14 protein-coding genes are annotated in these 17,115 nt (G+C 72.2%); 9 read left to right on the forward strand and 5 right to left on the reverse strand.

The annotated features are described in order from the left end of the window. From VMS22_20355 to VMS22_20375, 5 genes are all read left to right on the forward strand, one after another. On the forward strand, positions 1–325 hold a 325-nt coding region (locus tag VMS22_20355), incomplete at its 5' end, for a hypothetical protein (GenBank protein ID HXJ36395.1). 13 nt (positions 326–338) lie between these two features. Then, entirely contained in the window at positions 339–1,127 is a 789-nt protein-coding gene (locus VMS22_20360) for a TonB family protein (GenBank protein ID HXJ36396.1), read from the forward strand. Between the two features lie 42 nt (positions 1,128–1,169). Then, positions 1,170–1,943 carry a ferritin-like domain-containing protein gene (locus VMS22_20365; GenBank protein ID HXJ36397.1) on the forward strand — a complete coding sequence of 258 codons (774 nt, stop codon included), beginning with the start codon at positions 1,170–1,172 and terminating at the stop codon, positions 1,941–1,943. 60 nt (positions 1,944–2,003) lie between these two features. Next, entirely contained in the window at positions 2,004–2,375 is a 372-nt protein-coding gene (locus VMS22_20370; GenBank protein ID HXJ36398.1) for a DoxX family membrane protein, read from the forward strand. Beyond that, on the forward strand, positions 2,372–3,073 hold the full coding sequence (locus tag VMS22_20375; protein HXJ36399.1) for a pirin family protein: 702 nt from the start codon (positions 2,372–2,374) through the stop codon (positions 3,071–3,073). The genes VMS22_20370 and VMS22_20375 overlap by 4 nt, the downstream gene beginning before the upstream one ends. A gap of 71 nt (positions 3,074–3,144) precedes the next feature. Here VMS22_20375 and VMS22_20380 read toward each other — a convergent pair whose 3' ends face one another. From VMS22_20380 to VMS22_20395, 4 genes are all read right to left on the reverse strand, one after another. Then, positions 3,145–3,714: a hypothetical protein gene (locus tag VMS22_20380; GenBank protein HXJ36400.1), complete on the reverse strand. Its 570-nt coding sequence runs from the start codon at positions 3,712–3,714 to the stop codon at positions 3,145–3,147. Positions 3,715–3,951: 237 nt separating this feature from the next. Further along, positions 3,952–4,701 (reverse strand): glutathione S-transferase family protein, encoded by a 750-nt coding sequence (locus VMS22_20385; protein ID HXJ36401.1) that lies wholly within the window; start codon positions 4,699–4,701, stop codon positions 3,952–3,954. A 30-nt stretch (positions 4,702–4,731) separates the two neighbouring features. Then, positions 4,732–4,863, reverse strand: a complete 132-nt coding sequence (locus tag VMS22_20390; GenBank protein ID HXJ36402.1) for a hypothetical protein — start codon at positions 4,861–4,863, stop codon at positions 4,732–4,734. Positions 4,864–4,868: 5 nt separating this feature from the next. Then, on the reverse strand, positions 4,869–9,089 hold the full coding sequence (locus VMS22_20395) for a DEAD/DEAH box helicase (GenBank protein ID HXJ36403.1): 4,221 nt from the start codon (positions 9,087–9,089) through the stop codon (positions 4,869–4,871). A 222-nt stretch (positions 9,090–9,311) separates the two neighbouring features. Between VMS22_20395 and VMS22_20400 the strand changes: the two genes are divergently transcribed. Then, positions 9,312–11,336, forward strand: coding sequence for a hypothetical protein (locus VMS22_20400; protein ID HXJ36404.1), 2,025 nt, complete (start codon positions 9,312–9,314; stop codon positions 11,334–11,336). Between the two features lie 6 nt (positions 11,337–11,342). Here VMS22_20400 and VMS22_20405 read toward each other — a convergent pair whose 3' ends face one another. Further along, the gene (locus tag VMS22_20405; GenBank protein HXJ36405.1) at positions 11,343–12,086 is read right to left on the reverse strand and encodes a hypothetical protein; all 744 of its coding nucleotides are present in this window, start codon (positions 12,084–12,086) and stop codon (positions 11,343–11,345) included. A gap of 102 nt (positions 12,087–12,188) precedes the next feature. Here VMS22_20405 and VMS22_20410 point away from each other — a divergent pair, with 102 nt between their 5' ends. From VMS22_20410 to VMS22_20420, 3 genes are all read left to right on the forward strand, one after another. Further along, positions 12,189–14,642 (forward strand): fused MFS/spermidine synthase, encoded by a 2,454-nt coding sequence (locus VMS22_20410; GenBank protein HXJ36406.1) that lies wholly within the window; start codon positions 12,189–12,191, stop codon positions 14,640–14,642. 46 nt (positions 14,643–14,688) lie between these two features. Next, on the forward strand, positions 14,689–16,401 hold the full coding sequence (locus VMS22_20415; protein HXJ36407.1) for a hypothetical protein: 1,713 nt from the start codon (positions 14,689–14,691) through the stop codon (positions 16,399–16,401). 237 nt (positions 16,402–16,638) lie between these two features. After that, a partial coding sequence (locus VMS22_20420; GenBank protein HXJ36408.1) for a hypothetical protein occupies positions 16,639–17,115 on the forward strand: 477 nt, incomplete at its 3' end.

The following is a 17,115-nucleotide window of genomic DNA, read 5'->3' on the forward strand; positions in this document are numbered from 1 at the left end:
TCTCCGCGCGCGCTACCTCGACGATCGCCCCGCCAACGAGCAACGTACGCTCGTCGCGCGCGGCTATTTCCTGCTCGACCTGATCGCCCGCTACCGCTGGCGGAACGTCGAGCTGTCGCTGCAGCTCCTGAACCTCACCGATACGGACTGGCGCGAAGCGCAGTTCGCCGACACGTCGTGCGTGCGCGGCCAGGAGCAGTCGACCAACCCGAACGCGCCGTGCTTCAGCAAGCCCGGCAAGACGGGCATCGATCCGCCCGAAGGCATCCACTTCACCCCCGGCAACCCGTTCAACGTCCGCGCCGGGCTCAAGATCTTCTTCTGATGCCCTTCACGTCATGAGCGACGGGTTTGCGATCGCGTCGAACCGGCGCCTACTCTCGTCGCCGGTGGAGATGCAGCCGCCCGAGCCGCCCGCAGGCAGGCGCGCGCGCATGGCGGTCGCCTTCGGGGCGTCCGCCCTCGCGCACGTGGCGGTGATCGTGGTCGCGGTCGCCCTCCTGCGCTCGCAGGAGATCCGGACGCCGCCGCTCGTCATTCCCATCTCGCTCGTGTCCGGGTCGGGCGGCGGCGGAGGCGGCGGGGCTCGCGAGGTGCCGCCGTCGCCACCGCCGGCTGCTGCGCCGGAACCGACTTCCGTCCCCGCGGAAGTCCCGCAACCGAAGCCCGTTCCCTCACCGGTCGCGCGACCGAAGCCGCTCGCAAAGCCGAGGCCGGCGGCGAAGCCGGCCGAGAGCACGGCCGACACGGCGTCGCCGAGCATCGGGGCGCCTGCCGCGGGCGGCACCGGATCGGCGACGACACCCGGGGGTGGCGGGACCGGCACGGGCGGCGGCACGGGGTTCAACGCCGCGAGCCCCGGCTACGGCGTGAACCCGCTCCCGCCCTACCCGGTCGCCGCGCGACAGCTCGGGCTCACGGGCGAGGTGCTCCTGCGCGTCTTCGTCGCCGCGAACGGCCAGCCGACGAACGTCCTCGTCTTGAAGTCGTCCGGCCACGCGATGCTCGACGACTCGGCCGTCGAGACGGTGCGCACCCGCTGGCGCTTCATCCCGGCCACCCGCAACGGCGTGCCGGTCGACGACACCGTGCAAGTGCCGATCCGTTTCCGTCAGACCGACCGCTGACGACCAATCCGTCCCCGCCCTCCCCTCCGTAGGGAAGGCGAGATGGACGTGCTCGACCTCGACACCTACGTCGGCCACTCGCGGGCGCTCGACCTCGCCGGCATCGCCTGGGACGAGGTCGCGCGCCATCCGCTCTCGGCCGCCGCCGTGCGGACACTGCGCTACATGCAGGACATCGAAAGCCACACGATCGTCTACGAGCGGGAGCTGGCGAAGACGCGCGCGATCGACGAGCCGGAGGTCGCGACCTTCCTCGCCTGCTGGCTCTACGAGGAGACGTTCCACGGCCGCGCGCTCCGCCGCTTCCTCGGCGCCGCCGGCCATCCGACACGCGAGCGCGGCCGCGGTGCGAGCACCTTCGCGCAGCGTGCCGAGTCGGTCGCGACCGGGCTCGTCGCGCGCGCCTGGCCCGACTTCGTCGCCGTGCACATGACGTGGGGCGCGATCAACGAGCTCTCGACGCTGGTGGGCTACCAGCGGCTCGTCGAGATCGAAGACCATCCCGTGCTGACCGACCTCCTCGCCCGCATCGTGCGCGACGAGGGGCGACACTTCGCCTTCTACTTCAAGCAGGCCGAGCGACGGCTCGCGCGCCCGGGCGCGGCACGGGTGGCGCGCTTTCTGGTCGATCGCTTCTGGGATCCGGTCGGCAGCGGCGTCGCGCCGGGCGAGGAGACGCGCTTCCTGGCGCAACACCTTTTCGGCGACGCGCCGGGCCGCGAGGCTGCGCGCCGCATCGACGGCACGATCCGGCGCCTGCCCGGCTTCGCGGACGTCCAGCTCGTCGAGGCGTGGGTCGACCGGCACGCTGCGTAGCCTGGTCGCTCTCGCGACCGACCTCTGTTCATGGCTACGACGTTCCGGTAGTCCGCGAGCATGAACAGGCTCGCCACCGTCGCACGGATTCTGCTCGGCGCCGGGTTCGTCGTCTTCGGCCTAAACGGCTTCCTCCACTTCCTCCCGAACCCGGAGATGAAAGGGCCGGCCGGCGCGTTCATCGGAGCGCTCGTCAGCTCGGGTTACATGATGACGCTCGTGGCGGCGACCCAGGTCGTCGGCGGGGCGCTCGTGCTGACCGGCGTCTTCGTCCCGCTCGGGCTCGTGCTGCTGGCGCCGATCCTCGTGAACATCGTCCTCTTCCATCTCGTCCTGGAGCCGGATGGGATCGTTCCGGGGCTCGTCTTCTGCGCCTTCGAGCTCATCGTCGCCTGGCACCATCGACGGGCCTTCCGGGGGCTCTTCACATGAGCGTCGTCCTCCGGCGAGCGAGCGAGCGCGGTCGCACGCGAATCGACTGGCTCGACAGCCGCCACACCTTCTCGTTCGGGGAGTACCACGACGCGCGGCACATGGGATTCGGTACGCTGCGTGTCATCAACGACGATCGCGTCGAGCCGGGCCAGGGCTTCGCGACCCACGGCCATCGCGACATGGAGATCATCACCTACGTGCTCGAGGGCGCGCTCGAGCACCGCGACAGCCTGGGCTCGGGCTCGGTCATCACCCCGGGCGAGGTGCAGATCATGAGCGCCGGCACCGGAATCACACACAGCGAGTTCAACCATTCGCACGTCGAGCCCGTGCACTTCCTGCAGACCTGGGTCGTTCCGGCCGAGCGCGGGGTCGCGCCCCGCTACGCGCAGCGCGCGTTCGATCCGGCGGAGCTGCAGGGACGCCTGCGCGTGGTGGTCGCGCCCGGCGCCCCCGACGGCGCGCTCGACATCCACCAGGACGCGCGCCTGCTCGTCGGACGGCTCGCCGCCGGCGACGAGGTCGTCCACCGGCAGGGCGCGGGCCGGCGCGCGTGGCTCCACGTCGCGCGCGGCACGGTCGCGCTCGGCGGTACGCCCCTCGACGCGGGCGACGGTGCGGCGGTCACGGGCGAGCCCGCGATCACGGTGCGCGCGAGCGGACCGGCCGAGATCCTCGTGTTCGATGTCGCCTGAGGGCGATGAGAGCGGCGGCTCGCCGCGCATCGCGCACTTCGTGGCGCGCGCGATGCGGCAGGAGTGAGTCGTCAGGCGCGCTGCGCGCCAGCGTGCGCGACGGCGCCCCCGATCTCGTCGCCGGGCGGCGCGTCGCTCCGGTAGATCTGGACGACCACGCCGTAGCGTCGCGCGCGTGCCAGCGCGCGATCGACGTACCTCACGTCGCGCGCCGACGCGCCCGAGCGCAACACGACCTCGAGACGCGCGCCGCGACCGGCGGTGCGTGCGTCGTCGACGATCGTCCCGGCGAGGTAGCCGGTGAGACGACCGCTGCGGCGCAGGACCGCACCGGCGCGATCGGGGCTTCGCTCGGCCCGCGTCCACACGAACGGGGGCGGGACCGGCGGCTCTTCCTGCACGCGATCGTGCAAGGTCGCGAGCCGGTGCGCGAGCACCGCGAGGTCGGCGTACGTCCGCACGCCGAACAGGAGCGGGTCGGAGAACACTACGCCCAGCTCCGCTTCGAGACGCGGCACGAGCTCGAAGAGATCGGTCTGGTGGATCCGAAGCTGTCGCATGACCGCCCAGCCGTCGTCACCGGCGCGCAGGACGAGAAATTCCGAGAACACACGCACCACCCGGGCGTCGAGCACATCCATTTGCCACCTCCACCTGCGGCAGGGTTGCATCGCGCGGTCGAGGGTGCGCTCCCCTGGGTGGGTGAGCCCGCCGAATAAGATGTGGGATGGCCCCTAGTACCGATGGGCGGTGAACCCGCGCGGACCTACGCTTTCGCGATCTGCGTGAACGACCAGTGGGGTCTGGGTGATCTCCCAGCGCTCCCCGGTGCGGCGGAACACCTCGGTACAGTTCCACCGGGATGCGTCGTCGTTGGTCTAGGTCTGCATGACGCCGCGGCGGGGCGTCGCGGTGCCGTAGGTCTCGCGTGTCAGCCGGACACCCATCTCGGCCAGCACGGCGCGGTGCTTGGCCGGCGGCGTCCGGATCATGCGATCCTCGATCGGCTTCAGGGTCTGGAAGCCGGGGGTCGCGAGCGTACGCTCCACGAGCCCGGCCGTCTTCGGCCATCGACGCTCGTCGATCGCGAAGTGCGCGAACGCGGCGTTGCGGAAGAAGCACGCGAGGGCGACGTCGGCGATCGACAGCTCCCCGAACGCGAACCCGTCCGCCGGCAGCTCGGACTCGAGATAGGCCATGATCTGCGGCACGTCCTCGGCGAGCGTCTTCGCCACCAGCTCGGTGTCGGTCTCCTCGCCCCACACGAACGGACGGATCGCCACCTGGTTGAAGAGCCGCCAGATGAAGACGTCGCCCATGCGGGTGTCGGCGAACTCCTCGAGCCAGCGGGCGCGGGCACGGGCGGCGACGTCGCGAGGGTAGAGCGCGGGCTGCGGGTGTCGGTCCTCGAGATACTGGCAGATGACCGACGAGTCGGAGAGCGTCACCCGGTCGTCGATCAGCACCGGGATGCGCCGCAGCGGGCTCAGGCTCGTGAACCGGTCGTCGCCCATGAACGGAATGATGGGATCGATCTCGTACGCGATGCCCTTCACGTGGAGAAACACGAGGACCTTGCGCACGTACGGGGACAGGAAGCTGCCGATGATCCGGACCGGCTCCGCCATGGGCGGGCCCATAGCAGCCGGCGCGACCCGCTACGAGAGCTCGCGCGGATCGACGCGCAGCGCGACGGCGCCGAGGACGGCGCGGATCCGCTCCGCCCCGACTCGAAACGCGGCGGCCCACGCCGGGTCGTACGGCACGAGCTCGAGCGTCGCCGGACCCATCGGGCCTACGCGCGCGCCGTGCGTTGCCCGAGCCGACTCCGCACGGCGCCCAGCTCGCCCACCTCGACGACGGCGCCGTCGCGGAATGCGATCACGTCCCGGGTGGCCGGCGCGACGCGCGGGCCGGGGACGAGGATGCCCGAGAGGTTCAGTGGATCGGCCGCCGCCACGAGCACGGTCTCGCCCTCCCCGCCGCGACGCCGCACGGCGCGCAGCGCTTCGACCGCCTCGGAGAGCGCGAACTGCTCGCCCACCATGCCGGCGACGAACCGCCCGCCGCGCACCTCGCCGCGTGCCTCGAGGGTACGCAGCGCGCGCACGAGCTGCCACCAGGGCGGCATCCGCGCCTCGCGTGCGAGCAGCTCGCGCATGACGACGCCGTAGCGACGCAGCCACTGCCGCGCGAAGCGCAGCGGGTCGCTCTCCGGCGCGCCCTCGACGCCGGCGCGCAGGAGCGCCCACCGTCCGGCCGGCACGAGCCGCCCCCGCCCGCCGCGCAGCATGTGCAGCCGCCGCGTGCGGCGCGACTCCTCGGGTTTCTCGATGAGCGCGCGCAGCCCCGCGATGCCGTCGCCCGTGACGAGGCCGTGCGCGACGAGGGTCCAGAGGGCCTCCTCGACCGCGGCCGGCAGGAGCCCGGCGCCGCGCGCGATGTCGGCGACGAACGAGGCGCCGTTGCGCACGAGGAGGTCGTGCACGACCTGCGCGTCGCCGGCGAGGTCGCCAGCGTCGGCCGGCGGCGCGAGCAGCCAGGGCAGATCCTCGCGCAGCACGAATGCGAGCGGCGCCGCCCGGTTCGGCGTGCGCGCGCGACGCGGCGCGGGCTCGTCGTCGTCGCCCGGCAGGTCGGTGCGCAGCCGTCCCCAGGCGACGGCGCCGGCGAGGCAGAGGTGCTCGAGGTCGTCGGGATCGTAGCGCGCGATCCGGGCCGGAAAGATCTGCGCCTCCCAGGCGCGCGCCGGCAGCTCGACGCCCTGGAGCTGGCCCACGACCTCGAGCAGGCCCTGGCGTCCGTGGAGCTGCGTGCCCGTGTGCACGTGCTGCCAGCGGAAGAGGAAGCGCATGAAGTCGGCGGCCGTGACCGGCTCGATCTCGCGCCGCAGGCGTCCGAGCGTCAGGCGATGGATGCGCGCCAGCAGCGCGCGATCGCACCACTCCTCCTCGCTCGTGCCGGGACGGTAGCGGCCCCGCATCGCGACGCCCTGCTGCTCGAGCTGCCCGAATCCGATCTCGATGCGCGAGCCCGCGACCCCGAGCCGCTCCGCGAGCGACCCGACCGTCACCGGGCCCACCGCCTCGAGCCAGCCGCCGGCGATCGCGCGCAGGGCCTCTTCCTCGGTGCGCTCGCTCCGGCGCGCGAAGAGCGGCTCCTGCACCGCCGGCTCGAAGCGCACGGGCCCGAACGCGAGCCGTACGAGCCCCATGCGCTCGGTCGCGACGAGCGCGGGCTGTCCCAGACCGACGGCCCAGGTCGCACGCCCGTCGCCGATGAGGCGCCGCGCGAGCTCGATCCATCCCGCGTGCTCGACGTCCGGGCGTGGGAGGAGCCCCATCGTCTGCAGCACGTCGTGCAGCTCGTCGGGGTCGCGCGCGACCGGCCAGGCCTGGCGCTCGACTTCGGCGATCGCCTCGGGATCGAGGGCGCCGAGCCCGCCGGCGAGGTCGGGCATCGTCTGGCGGAGCGACACGGCGCGCGCGCGCCGCTCCTCCAGCGGCGCGTCGTCGAGGTACGTGTACGGGTTCGAATTGAGGATCTCGTGCGTCATCGGCGACGGCGCCACGGTGTCGATCGCTCGCGTGCTGATCTCGCCGCGACGGATCGCCGCCAGCACCGCTTCGAGGCCGTCCACGTCCATCGCCTCGGTGAGGCAGTTGTCCATCGTCTCGGCGACCAGCGGATGGTCGGGGATCTCGATCGGCCCCGCGCCGCGATTGTCCTGGCAGCCGAGCTGCTCGGGGAAGACGGCGGCGAGCAGATCCTCGGCCCGCATGCGCTGGATGGGCATGGGCACCTTCTTGCCGCCCTGATGGCGCAGGAGCGCGAGCGAGCGGGTCGCGTTCCAGCGCCAGCGGTTCGTGAACATGGGCGACGCGAGCGCCGCCTGCGCGAGGTCGTCGCGCAGCGTCTCGGGTCGCAGGAACTCGAACACGCTCTCGAGGGGGAAGCTGTGCTGCTGTCCGAGCGAGAGCAGCACGCCGTCGTCGGTCGCCGCGGCCTGCAGCTCGAAGTCGAAGCTGACGCAGAAGCGCTTGCGGAGCGCGAGCCCCCAGGCCCGGTTGATGCGACCGCCGAACGGCGCGTGGATCACGAGCTGCTGCCCGCCCGCCTCGTCGAAGAAGCGCTCGGCGATGACGGTCGACGGCGACGCCACCGCGCCGAGCGCAGCCTGCGCCTCGGCGACGTAGGTCGCGAGCTGCGCCGCGCCCTCGGCCGAGAGACCGCAGTCGCGCTCGAGCCACGCCGGCGCGCGCGCGGGATCGGCGGCGACCTCTTCCCGCAGCCGGCCGACCGCGACCGACAGCTCGCGCGTGCGCGACGGCGCCTCGCCCATCCAGAACGGGATCGTGGGCGGCGCGCCGGCCGCGTCCTCGACCCGCATGCGACCCGCCTCCACGCGGATGATGCGCCACGATTTGTTGCCGAGCAGGAAGATGTCGCCGCGCATGCTCTCGACGGCGAAGTCCTCGTTCACCTTGCCGACCAGGAGGCCCGCCGGCTCTTCGACGACGTCGTAGTCGGCGACGTCGGGAATGGCGCCGCCGCCGGTGATGGCGGCGAGGCGCGCGCCGCGGCGCGGGCGCAGGCGATCGTGCACGCGGTCCCAGTGCAGGAGGGCCGTCTTGCGGCCGCGGCGAGTCGAAACACCCTCGGACAGCATGTCGAGAATCGGCTCCAGCGCCGCGCGATCGAGGTCGCGATACGGATGGGCACGGCGCGCGAGCGCCAGCATCTCGTCGACGGTCATCTCGCCCGCCGCGACCGTCGCCACGCACTGCTGGGCCAGGATGTCGCGCGCGCCGGGCGGCACCGCGAGCACGTCGAGCTCGCCCGCCCGGACGGCGCGAATCGCAGCCGCCGCCTGCACGAGGTCGTCGCGCGTGAGCGGGAAGAAGATGCCCTTGGGCACCGCGCCACGGGCGTGGCCCGAGCGGCCGACGCGCTGGATGAGCGTCGCGAGCGCGCGCGCCGAACCCAGGTGCACGACCAGGTCGACCGCCCCGACGTCGATGCCGAGCTCGAGCGACGCGGTCGCGACCACGACCGGGATCTCGCCGGCCTTCAACTTCTCCTCGGCCTCGAGCCGGATGCGACGCGCCATGCTGCCGTGGTGCGCGGCCACGCGTCCCGCCCCGAGGCGTTCCTCGAGCGCGTGCGCGACGCGCTCGACGAGGCGCCGCGTGTTGACGAACACGATCGTCGTGCGATGCGACGCCGTGAGCGCCACGACGCGATCGTAGATCGCCGCCCACAGCTCGTGCGTCGCCATCGGCCCGAGCGTGAAGTCCGGAAGCTCGATCGAGAGGTCGAGCTCGCGCCGGTGTCCGGTGTCGACGATCGCGGGCGCCGGCCGGCCGGCGCCGACGAGCAGGCGGCCCACCTCCTCGATCGGGCGCTGCGTCGCCGAGAGCCCGATGCGCTGCAGGCGGCGTCCCGCCAGGAGGTCCAGCCGCTCGAGCGAGAGCGCCAGGTGCGCCCCGCGCTTGTCCTGCGCGATGGCGTGGATCTCGTCGACGATGACCGTCTCGGCGCCGGCGAGGAAGCGGCGGCTCTTCTCGGCGGTGAGCAGGATGTAGAGCGACTCGGGCGTCGTGATGAGGATGTGGGGCGGCCGGCGGACCATCGCCTGCCGCTCGTGCGCCGGCGTGTCGCCGGAGCGGACCATCACGCGGACGTCGGGCAGCACGGCACCCTCGGCGTCGGCGCGTGCCCGCAGCTCGGCGAGCGGCGCCAGGAGGTTCTTCTGAACGTCGTTGCCGAGCGCCTTCAGTGGCGAGACGTAGACGACGTGCGTGCGGTCCTCGAGCGCGCCGGCGGCCGCGAGCCGCAGGAGATGGTCGAGCGACCACAGGAAGGCGGCGAGCGTCTTGCCGGATCCGGTGGGCGCGGCGATGAGCGTGTCCTCGCCTGCCGCGATGCGCGGCCAGCCCGCGTCCTGCGCCGGCGTGGGCGTCCCGAACCGCTCGGTGAACCATCGGTCGACGAGCGGGGAGAACGGCACGCTCACCCGTCCACGCCGTAGCACCGCTTCGTGGGCAGGCCAACTAGCGTGCGTGGGTGAGGGCGATACATTGCGCGCGAGCGCAGCCGTCGTCCGTACCACGCGTGCCGCGCCGGCTTCGCCGGCCGCGGCATGCCGGTCGCGCGATCCACCACCGCGCCACCCTCGCGTTCCGTATCGCGAGTCGGCTTCCTAGCCGACCCGCGAAGCCCCTGGTATGCAACCCGCGTGTCCCGGGCCGATCGACGACGTGCGGAGCGTCGCGCCGCCGCACGGCAGGCGGCCGCCGCGACGACCACGCCGGTCGCGGCGCCCGTCGTCGAGCGTGACTACACCGCGCTCGCCTTGCGGTTGGGCTTCTTCGCGGCGGCGGCGATCTTCCTCGTCACGACCGCGCGCATGCTCGAGACGAAGATCACGTGGTACCTGGCCGTCGACCAGTTCGGCTACCTGCAGTTCGCCCACGACCTCCTGCACGGCAAGGTCCTCCACGACTGGGAGCCGGCGCGCGCGCTCGGACGGCTGATGCCCCGGCAGACCGACGTGCTGGCGCAGACGTACGTCTTCGACGCCGGGCGGATGTACTGCCGCTACGCGCCCGGGTTCCCGCTCCTGCTCGCCGGATGGCTCGCCGCCTTCGGCGACATGGGCGCGCACCTCCTGAACCCCACCGTCTACATCCTCTTCCTCGCGGTCGTGATCGCGTTCGCGTGGCGGCTCCTCGGCTCGGCGTGGCAGGGCCTCATCGCCGCAGCGCTGATGGTCATGTGCCCGACCATGATGTACCTGTGGGCGCTCACGCTGACGCGTGATCTCTCCGCGCACCTCTTCGCCTTCACGGGACTCTTCCTGCTCCTGCCGCGGCGCGGACGGAGTCTCGACGCCCGGCGGCTGCTGCTCGCGGGGCTTCCGCTCGGGTTCGCCGCCAGCATCCGCAACGACGCCGTCATCTATCTGATCCCGGCCACGGTGATCGTCGTGTCGCAGTGGCGGCGCAAGCGCCCCGCGCTGCTGCGATCCGTCGGAGCGGCGGTCCTCGGCGTCACGCTGGGACTCCTGCCGACGCTCGTGTTCAACGCGATCGCGACCGGCAATCCGCTGCGGCCGACGCAGGGCATGGAGCTGCAGCAGTTCCTGCCGAGCACGCCGCCGGCGCTGCCGGGCGCGCGTGTCGGATATCCGTCGCCGGGATGGCGCGGCACGACCGTATCGCAGGTCCACGGCGGCGGTCTCAAGCTCGAGAACATCCCTCGCACGCTGCCCGCGTACTGGTTCGGCCTCATCAGCGCATACGGCGAATGGCTCCTCGGGCTCGCGGGGCTGGGCGCGGTGGTCGCGCTCGTCCGCCGGCCGCTCCTCGCTCTGGTGGCGCTGCCGTACATCGGCGCCGCGTTCCTGCTCTACAGCGGGTGGATCCGTCCCGACCGACGCTACTTCATCGGCGTGTATACGTTCATCCCGCTCCTCATCTCCGAAGGCGTCTGCGGATCGGTCGATCTACTGCGCTGGATCGCGCGGCGCTTCGGCGAGGACAAGGGACGCATCGCGGCCGTCGTGCTCGCGGTCGCCGGGCTGGTGACGGCGCTGGCGGCGGTGAACGCCCCGACGACCGAGGCGACGGCGAAGACGGCGCTCCCGACCCTGTGGTGGATGCTGCCGCTCGCGACCGCGCTCGGCGCGATGGCGGCGGCCATGGCGCCGCGCCGCCGCGTGGCGACGCTCATGGGACCGCTCGTGGCGCTCGTGCTGGTCGGATACTCCGCCGCCCGCGCCAGCGACGGCCTCGAGTCGCGGGCGGCGTTCCAGAAGCCCCAGATGCTGCGCGCGCAGGAGACGGTCCGCTCGACGCTCGAGAAGCGCGCCGTGGTGATCACCACCGAGGACATCGGGCGCCCGGCCGAGAACATCGAATACTATGGTGGTCCCTATTCGCTGTACCTGACGGACCTCGAGCGCTGGCACGTGCCGATCTGGAAGGCGTCGCTCGCCTTCATCCTGTCCGACCTCCGGCCCTACCTGCTCATCCATACGGCTGCGCCCGAGCGCGAGCGTCTGCTCGCGGAGCTCGCGGCGAACGGCATCGTCGCCGAGCGCATCCAGGCGATCCCGCCCGCGCGCAACATGGACTTCTTCGTCGCGGCGCCCTTCCACCGCGGGCTTCCGCTCGAGCTCTACAAGCTCTCCCAGCCGACTGCGGAGCAGATCCTGCGCGAGCAACCGCAGGTGCGCGAGATGCTGCGGCCGAAGTCCTGACGCCGGCTACTTCGCGTTGCAGCCCTTGAAGAAGTCGAGCACGCGCGCGACAAAGCCGCCGCCCGATCCACCACCCTGGCCGCCGATCGGGATCAAGCGCACCGTCCCCTCGAACTTGATCGGAATCGGGAAGGGCGCCGCCGCGACCACGACCGTGGTCGTGTTGCCGGTGTAGACCTCACCCTCCTTCTTCAGCGCCGCGACGACGTTCACCTGCTTGATCGGCCGTCCGCCGCCCGGGGAGAACTCGTAGAGCTGGCGCACGATCCAGAGCGCGTCCTTGGTCTTGGGCTCCTTCTTGATCTCGTCGTCGAAGCCGTCGGGGGAGAAGATCTCGTTCGTCATCGATGCGATGCCGCGCCCCTCGGGCCCCATCGTGTCCCACTGGCTCCTGATCAGGTCGATCTCGGCCGGTGTCGGGTCCCACGTGCCGCCGCCCGAGGCGTTGGCCTTCTCCATGGCCTGCGCCACCGCCGGCGGGAAGACGACGAGGCGCTCCTCGAGCGTGAGCTTCCCGTCCTTCTGCGCGAACGTCCACAGCGACGCGACCGCGCGTCCCGGTCCGGAGCCGATGGCGAGCCGGCTCACGAGGAGCCAGCGGCCCTCGAGGGCCGGCGCCGTTCCCTTCACGGTCGTCGTCTGCGTCGGCGGCGTGTACGTCGTGGCGTCCGGCGCCGGCGCTTGCCCCCCGACGCGTCCAGCCACGCCGACCAGCACCCCGACGATGAGAAGCCCGGTGAGTCGTCGCATGGGCCGGGTGGCATAACAGCGCCGCGCGCGAAGCGTCAAGCATGCCGCCCTCGGATGCGCCTGCGGTTTCGGGCCCGTCGGCCTTCTGGTAGCCATGCCGCCGTGTCGCGCGCCGTGCTCGCCCTGCTCCTCTTCGGCTCGGGGACGGCCGCGCTCGTCTACCAGATCCTGTGGGCGAAGCAGCTGAGCCTCGTCGTCGGCGTCGACGTCTACGCGGTGACGACGGTCGTGAGCGCCTTCTTTGCGGGGCTCGCGCTCGGCGGCGCCTGGCTCGGCCGCCGCGCCGATCGGAGCCCGCGTCCCCTCGCGCTCTACGCCGGGCTCGAGCTGGGGGTCGCCGTGACCGGCGCGGCGACGACGCTCGTGCTCGCCGCGCTGCCACCCCCGTACGTGGCGCTCGAGCGCACGATCGGCCATGCCGCCTGGCTCCTGCCGTTCGTGATCATCGCGATCCCGGCAACGCTGATGGGCGGCACGCTTCCCGCCCTCGTGCGCGCGGCGGCGCCGACCGCGGAGCGCGTGAGCGGCACGAGCGGCCGTCTCTACGCCGCGAACACGGCGGGCGCCGTCGTCGGCGCGCTGGCGACGCCGCTCGTGCTCGTGCCGGCGGTCGGCGTGCGGGGCGCGGGGCTCGCCGCCGCCGCGACGAACGTCCTGCTCGCCGTCGTCGCGCGTGGGCTCGCCGGTCGCGCGACGGTCGCGCCCGCGGCGACGGCCACGGCGCCGATCGAAGCGCCGCTCGCGCTCGGCCTCTACGCCGTCGCGGGCGCCGTCGCGCTCGGCTACGAGGTCGTCTGGTCGCAGGCCGTCGTCCAGTTCGTCAACACGCGAGCCTACGCGTTCGCGCTCGTGCTCGCCGTCTATTTGACCGGGCTCGTCCTCGGGAGCGCCGTGTACGCGCGCTTTGCCGACCGCGTGCGCCAGCCGTGGACGGCCTTCGGCGTGCTCGAGGCCGGCGCGGGCATCGCGGCGCTCGCGTCGTTCGCCCTGCTCGGCGTGTGGCTGCCGCGCCTGCAGGGACAGACCTATGCGACGCTCTTGGGTGCGACCGGCTCGCTGCCGATCGCCGTGGCCGGACAGATGCTGTGGGCGCCGCTCGTGCTGCTCTTCATCCCGACCCTGCTCCTGGGCGCCGCCTTTCCGGCGGCGGCGCGCCTGGTCTGCGGGCCCGAGCACGTCGGGCGCGACGTCGGCAGCGTGGTCGCGATCAACACCGTCGGCGGCATCGCGGGCACGCTCGCGACCGGCTTCGTCGTCCTCCCCGCCCTCGGCCTGCGTACGACGCTCGCGCTCCTCGCCGTAGCGGCCGTGGTGGTGGGCGCCATCGCCGTCGTGCGCGGTGCCGCACACCGGGGCCGCGCGCTCGCGGGCTGCGCGCTCGTCCTCGCCGCGACGATCGCCGCCGGGGTCGCCGTGCCGCGCGACCACCTGGCGCGCCTGCTGGTCGCGACCCGGAGCGGAACGCTCGACGCGTACGAGGAGGGACCCGGAGGCACGGTCGCGGTCGTCGTCGAGCCGTGGCGGCCGAAGGACTTCCGCCGTCTCTACATCCAGGGCGTCTCGAACTCGAACGACGGCCTCATGTCGCGCCGCTACATGCGGTTGCAGACGCTGATCCCGCTCCTGATCCACCAGGGCGAGCCGAAGAGCGTGCTCGTCGTCGGCCTCGGCACCGGCATCACGTGCGGCACGACGCTCGTCTACCCGGGGCTCGAGCGCCGCGTGTGCGCCGAGCTGCTGCCCGCGGTCGTGCGAACCGTCGGCCGCTTCGAGGGCAACAACGACGTCGCGAAGGATCCTCGCATCGACCTCCGCATCCGCGACGGGCGGCACGAGCTGCTGCGCAGCGACGAGACCTACGACGTCATCACGCTCGAGCCGCCGCCGCCCACGGCCGCGGGCGTCGTGAACCTCTACTCGCGCGACTTCTACGAGCTCTGCCGCTCGCGCCTGGCGCCGAACGGCATCATGGCGCAGTGGTTCCCGCTCGCGCAGCAGACCGACGCGGACGCGCGCTCGCTCGTGCGCAGCTTCCTCGACGTGTTTCCCTACGTGACGCTCTGGTCGACCGAGATGCACGAGACCCTGCTGGTCGGCTCGATGGAGCCGCAGCGGCTCGACATCGCGACCATTGCCGAGCGCTTCATGATCCCGAGCGTGCAGGAAGCGCTCGCGAACGTGGGTATCGCGAATCCGGTCGCGTTTCTCGCGACCTACCTCACCGATCGCCAGGGTCTCGAGACGTTCGCCGCGGGCGGGCTGCCCACCACCGACGATCGCCCCCGGCTCGAGCATGCGGCGCTCGTGCGGCGCCAGGACCTCCTCGACGTGCTGGGGCGTCTGCTCGCGCTCAAGACCGACCCGGTCGTCGCGGGTGGCAACCAGGACGTCGACCGCGCGATCGCCGTCGAGCGCGAGCGCCTGCACACCTTCTACCGCGCGGCCATGCTCTGGTACGCCGGCAAGCTCGACGAGATGAACCCGCTCTTGAAGCGCGTCCTGGACGAGGATGGCTCGAACCCCTACTATCGCTGGTTCGTCGGCGCGGCCGGCTGAGGGCGGCGGGCGCCGCGACGTCGCCGGCGCGATCGCGATCGGCGCGGTGCTCCTCGTCGCGGCGCTCCTGCAGATCCATCGCCTCGACGACCCGGACACGTGGTGGCACCTCGCGACCGGTCGCACGATCTGGGAGACGGGTGCCGTCCCGCACACCGATCCGTTCTCCTACACCGCCCCGGGAGCCCCGTGGCTGAACCGCCAATGGCTCTTCGAGCTCTTCCTGTACGGCGCCTGGGTCGCGGCCGGGCCGGCCGGCGCGAGCCTGCTCGCGGGTGCCGGCTTCCTCGCCGCGTTCGCGCTCCTGGCGCGGAACGTCGGGCGCGCGCTGCCGCCCTGGGCGGTCGCCCTGGTGGTCCTGCTGTCGGCGCTGGTCGCGGTCGAGCGCTTCACGGTGCGCCCCGAAGCCGTGACGCTCGCCGGCGTCGCCGCCGTGAGCCTCCTCGTCGATCGCAACGTCGGGTGGCGCACGGTCGCGCTGATCGTCGTGCTGCAGGTCGTGTGGGCGAACTGCCATGCGCTCTCGCTGCTGGGCCTCGTGCCGACGGCGGCGGCCCTGGGCGGAGCGCTCGCCGCGCGCGCGCGCTTGCTGCCCGACGGATGGCGCGCCGCGAGCGCGCGCGCGCCGGCCGAGACCCGGCGCCTCGCCGTCGCCCTCGCCGGCGGCGTCGTCGCCGAGACCGTGACGCCGTTCGGCGTCGAAGGCGCCGTCTACCCGCTCTGGCTCTTCTCGCTGATCCGCGGCGAGAAGCTGCTGTCGTTCACGATCGTCGAGCATCGCGCCACCAACCTCGCCGTGCTGTCGCCGGTCGCGGCCACCGCGTTCGTCGCGCTCCTCGTGCTCGCGGCCGCGGCGTTGCTCGCCTCGCTGCGCCGGCTGCGGCTGGATCACGCCCTGGTCGCGATCGCGTTCACCACCCTCGCTTTCCTCGCCCGCCGCAACGTGGCCCTGCTCGGCATCGGCGTCGCGCCGCTCATCGGGAGCGGTCTCGGTCCGCTGGCGATTCGCGGTACCGCGCTGCGCGGCGTCCGGATCGTGGCGGATGGCGTGCTCGTGCTCGGCGCGCTCGTGCTCGGTGCGCGCATCGTCACGGGCGACTTCTACGCCGACGCCGTCCTGACGCGCGCCTTCGGCCTCGGCGAGTCGCGCCTGCTGTTCCCGTCGCGGGCCGTCGACTTCTTGATGGAGCACGCCCCCACGGCGCGCGTGTTCAACGACGATCTCCTCGGCGGCTACCTCATCTGGCGGCGGCGACCGGTCTTCTTCGACGGCCGCCTGCAGGTCTACCCCGACGACGTCTACCTCGACTGGCAGCATGCGCTGGACGATCCCCGCACCTTCGCCGACGTCGCCGCCCGTCGGGGCGTCTCGGCGGCGATCCTGCACCATCCGTCTCCCGGGCGGCTCGAGCTCGCACGGGGCATCGCGAACGTGCCGGGCTGGCGCATCGCGTACTTGGACGGAGGTGGAATCGTGCTCGTCTCCGACGGCGTCACCCCGGGCATGCCCGACGGCATGACGGGGCCGATCGAGGCCGTCGCCACGCCCGGGATCGCGGCGGCGCTCGAACGCATCGTGTCGCCGCTGCGCACGCACTCCGAGACGGCGCAGACCCACTACCAGCGGGGTCGCGCGATCCACTACCTCTACGGCCCACAGGCGTACGATTTTGCACGGAAGGACTTCCAGGCCGCCCTCGCGATCGAGCCCGCCAACCCGGACGCGCTCACGGGTCTGCGCGCGACGAGCGTCCCCTGAGACGGGACCATGTGGGCGGTCGCGATCGGCACCGCGTCGAGACCTCGGTCGTAGGGGACACCCCTTAAACGCAGCGCAGCACTGCGTTCCCACAGTGCTTTCGGGCACATTACGCGCCCGGACAGGTTGACCACTCGAACCTTTAGCGATAACGACTTCGCCCACGAAGATCCACGTGTCGTACTCTCGTAACCATCCGAGCGGCGCGCACGACTAGGCCGGAGGAGGGCCAGCACCATGAGGAAGACGCTTCGTCCGACACGAACCTTGGCGGTCCTGACGGCATTCGCCAGCGTCCTGGGGTTGGGGATCGGCGCGCACTACGTCGGCGCCAAAGAGAACCCCGCGAACGACTGCCTGATCGGCCTCCAGAACGAGGCTGAGGATCTTCTCGGCTCGGCCGTGTCGTGCACGGATTGCGACCCGACCTGCGACGCCGACGGCGTGGCAACCGCGAACGGAAGCTGTACCTTCAAGATCCGTGGCGCGCTGAACATCCCGAACGTCACCGGCTGTACGCCGCGTGCGCTGAAGAAGTTCAAGTTCAAGTCGAAGAACGCCAAGAACCTCATCACCGTGGTTCCCGCGAACCCGACCTCCGCGGATTCGGCCTTCGGCGCCTTCATCGACTTCCTCGTGACCACGAAGAAGAAGGGCAAGAAGCCCGGCAGCCGCACGATCATGGCGTCGGCGCAGGCCGACGTGAAGCCGGCC

The organism is Candidatus Eisenbacteria bacterium (genome assembly GCA_035577985.1).
GTDB lineage: Bacteria > Desulfobacterota > Binatia > DP-6 > DP-6 > DATJZY01.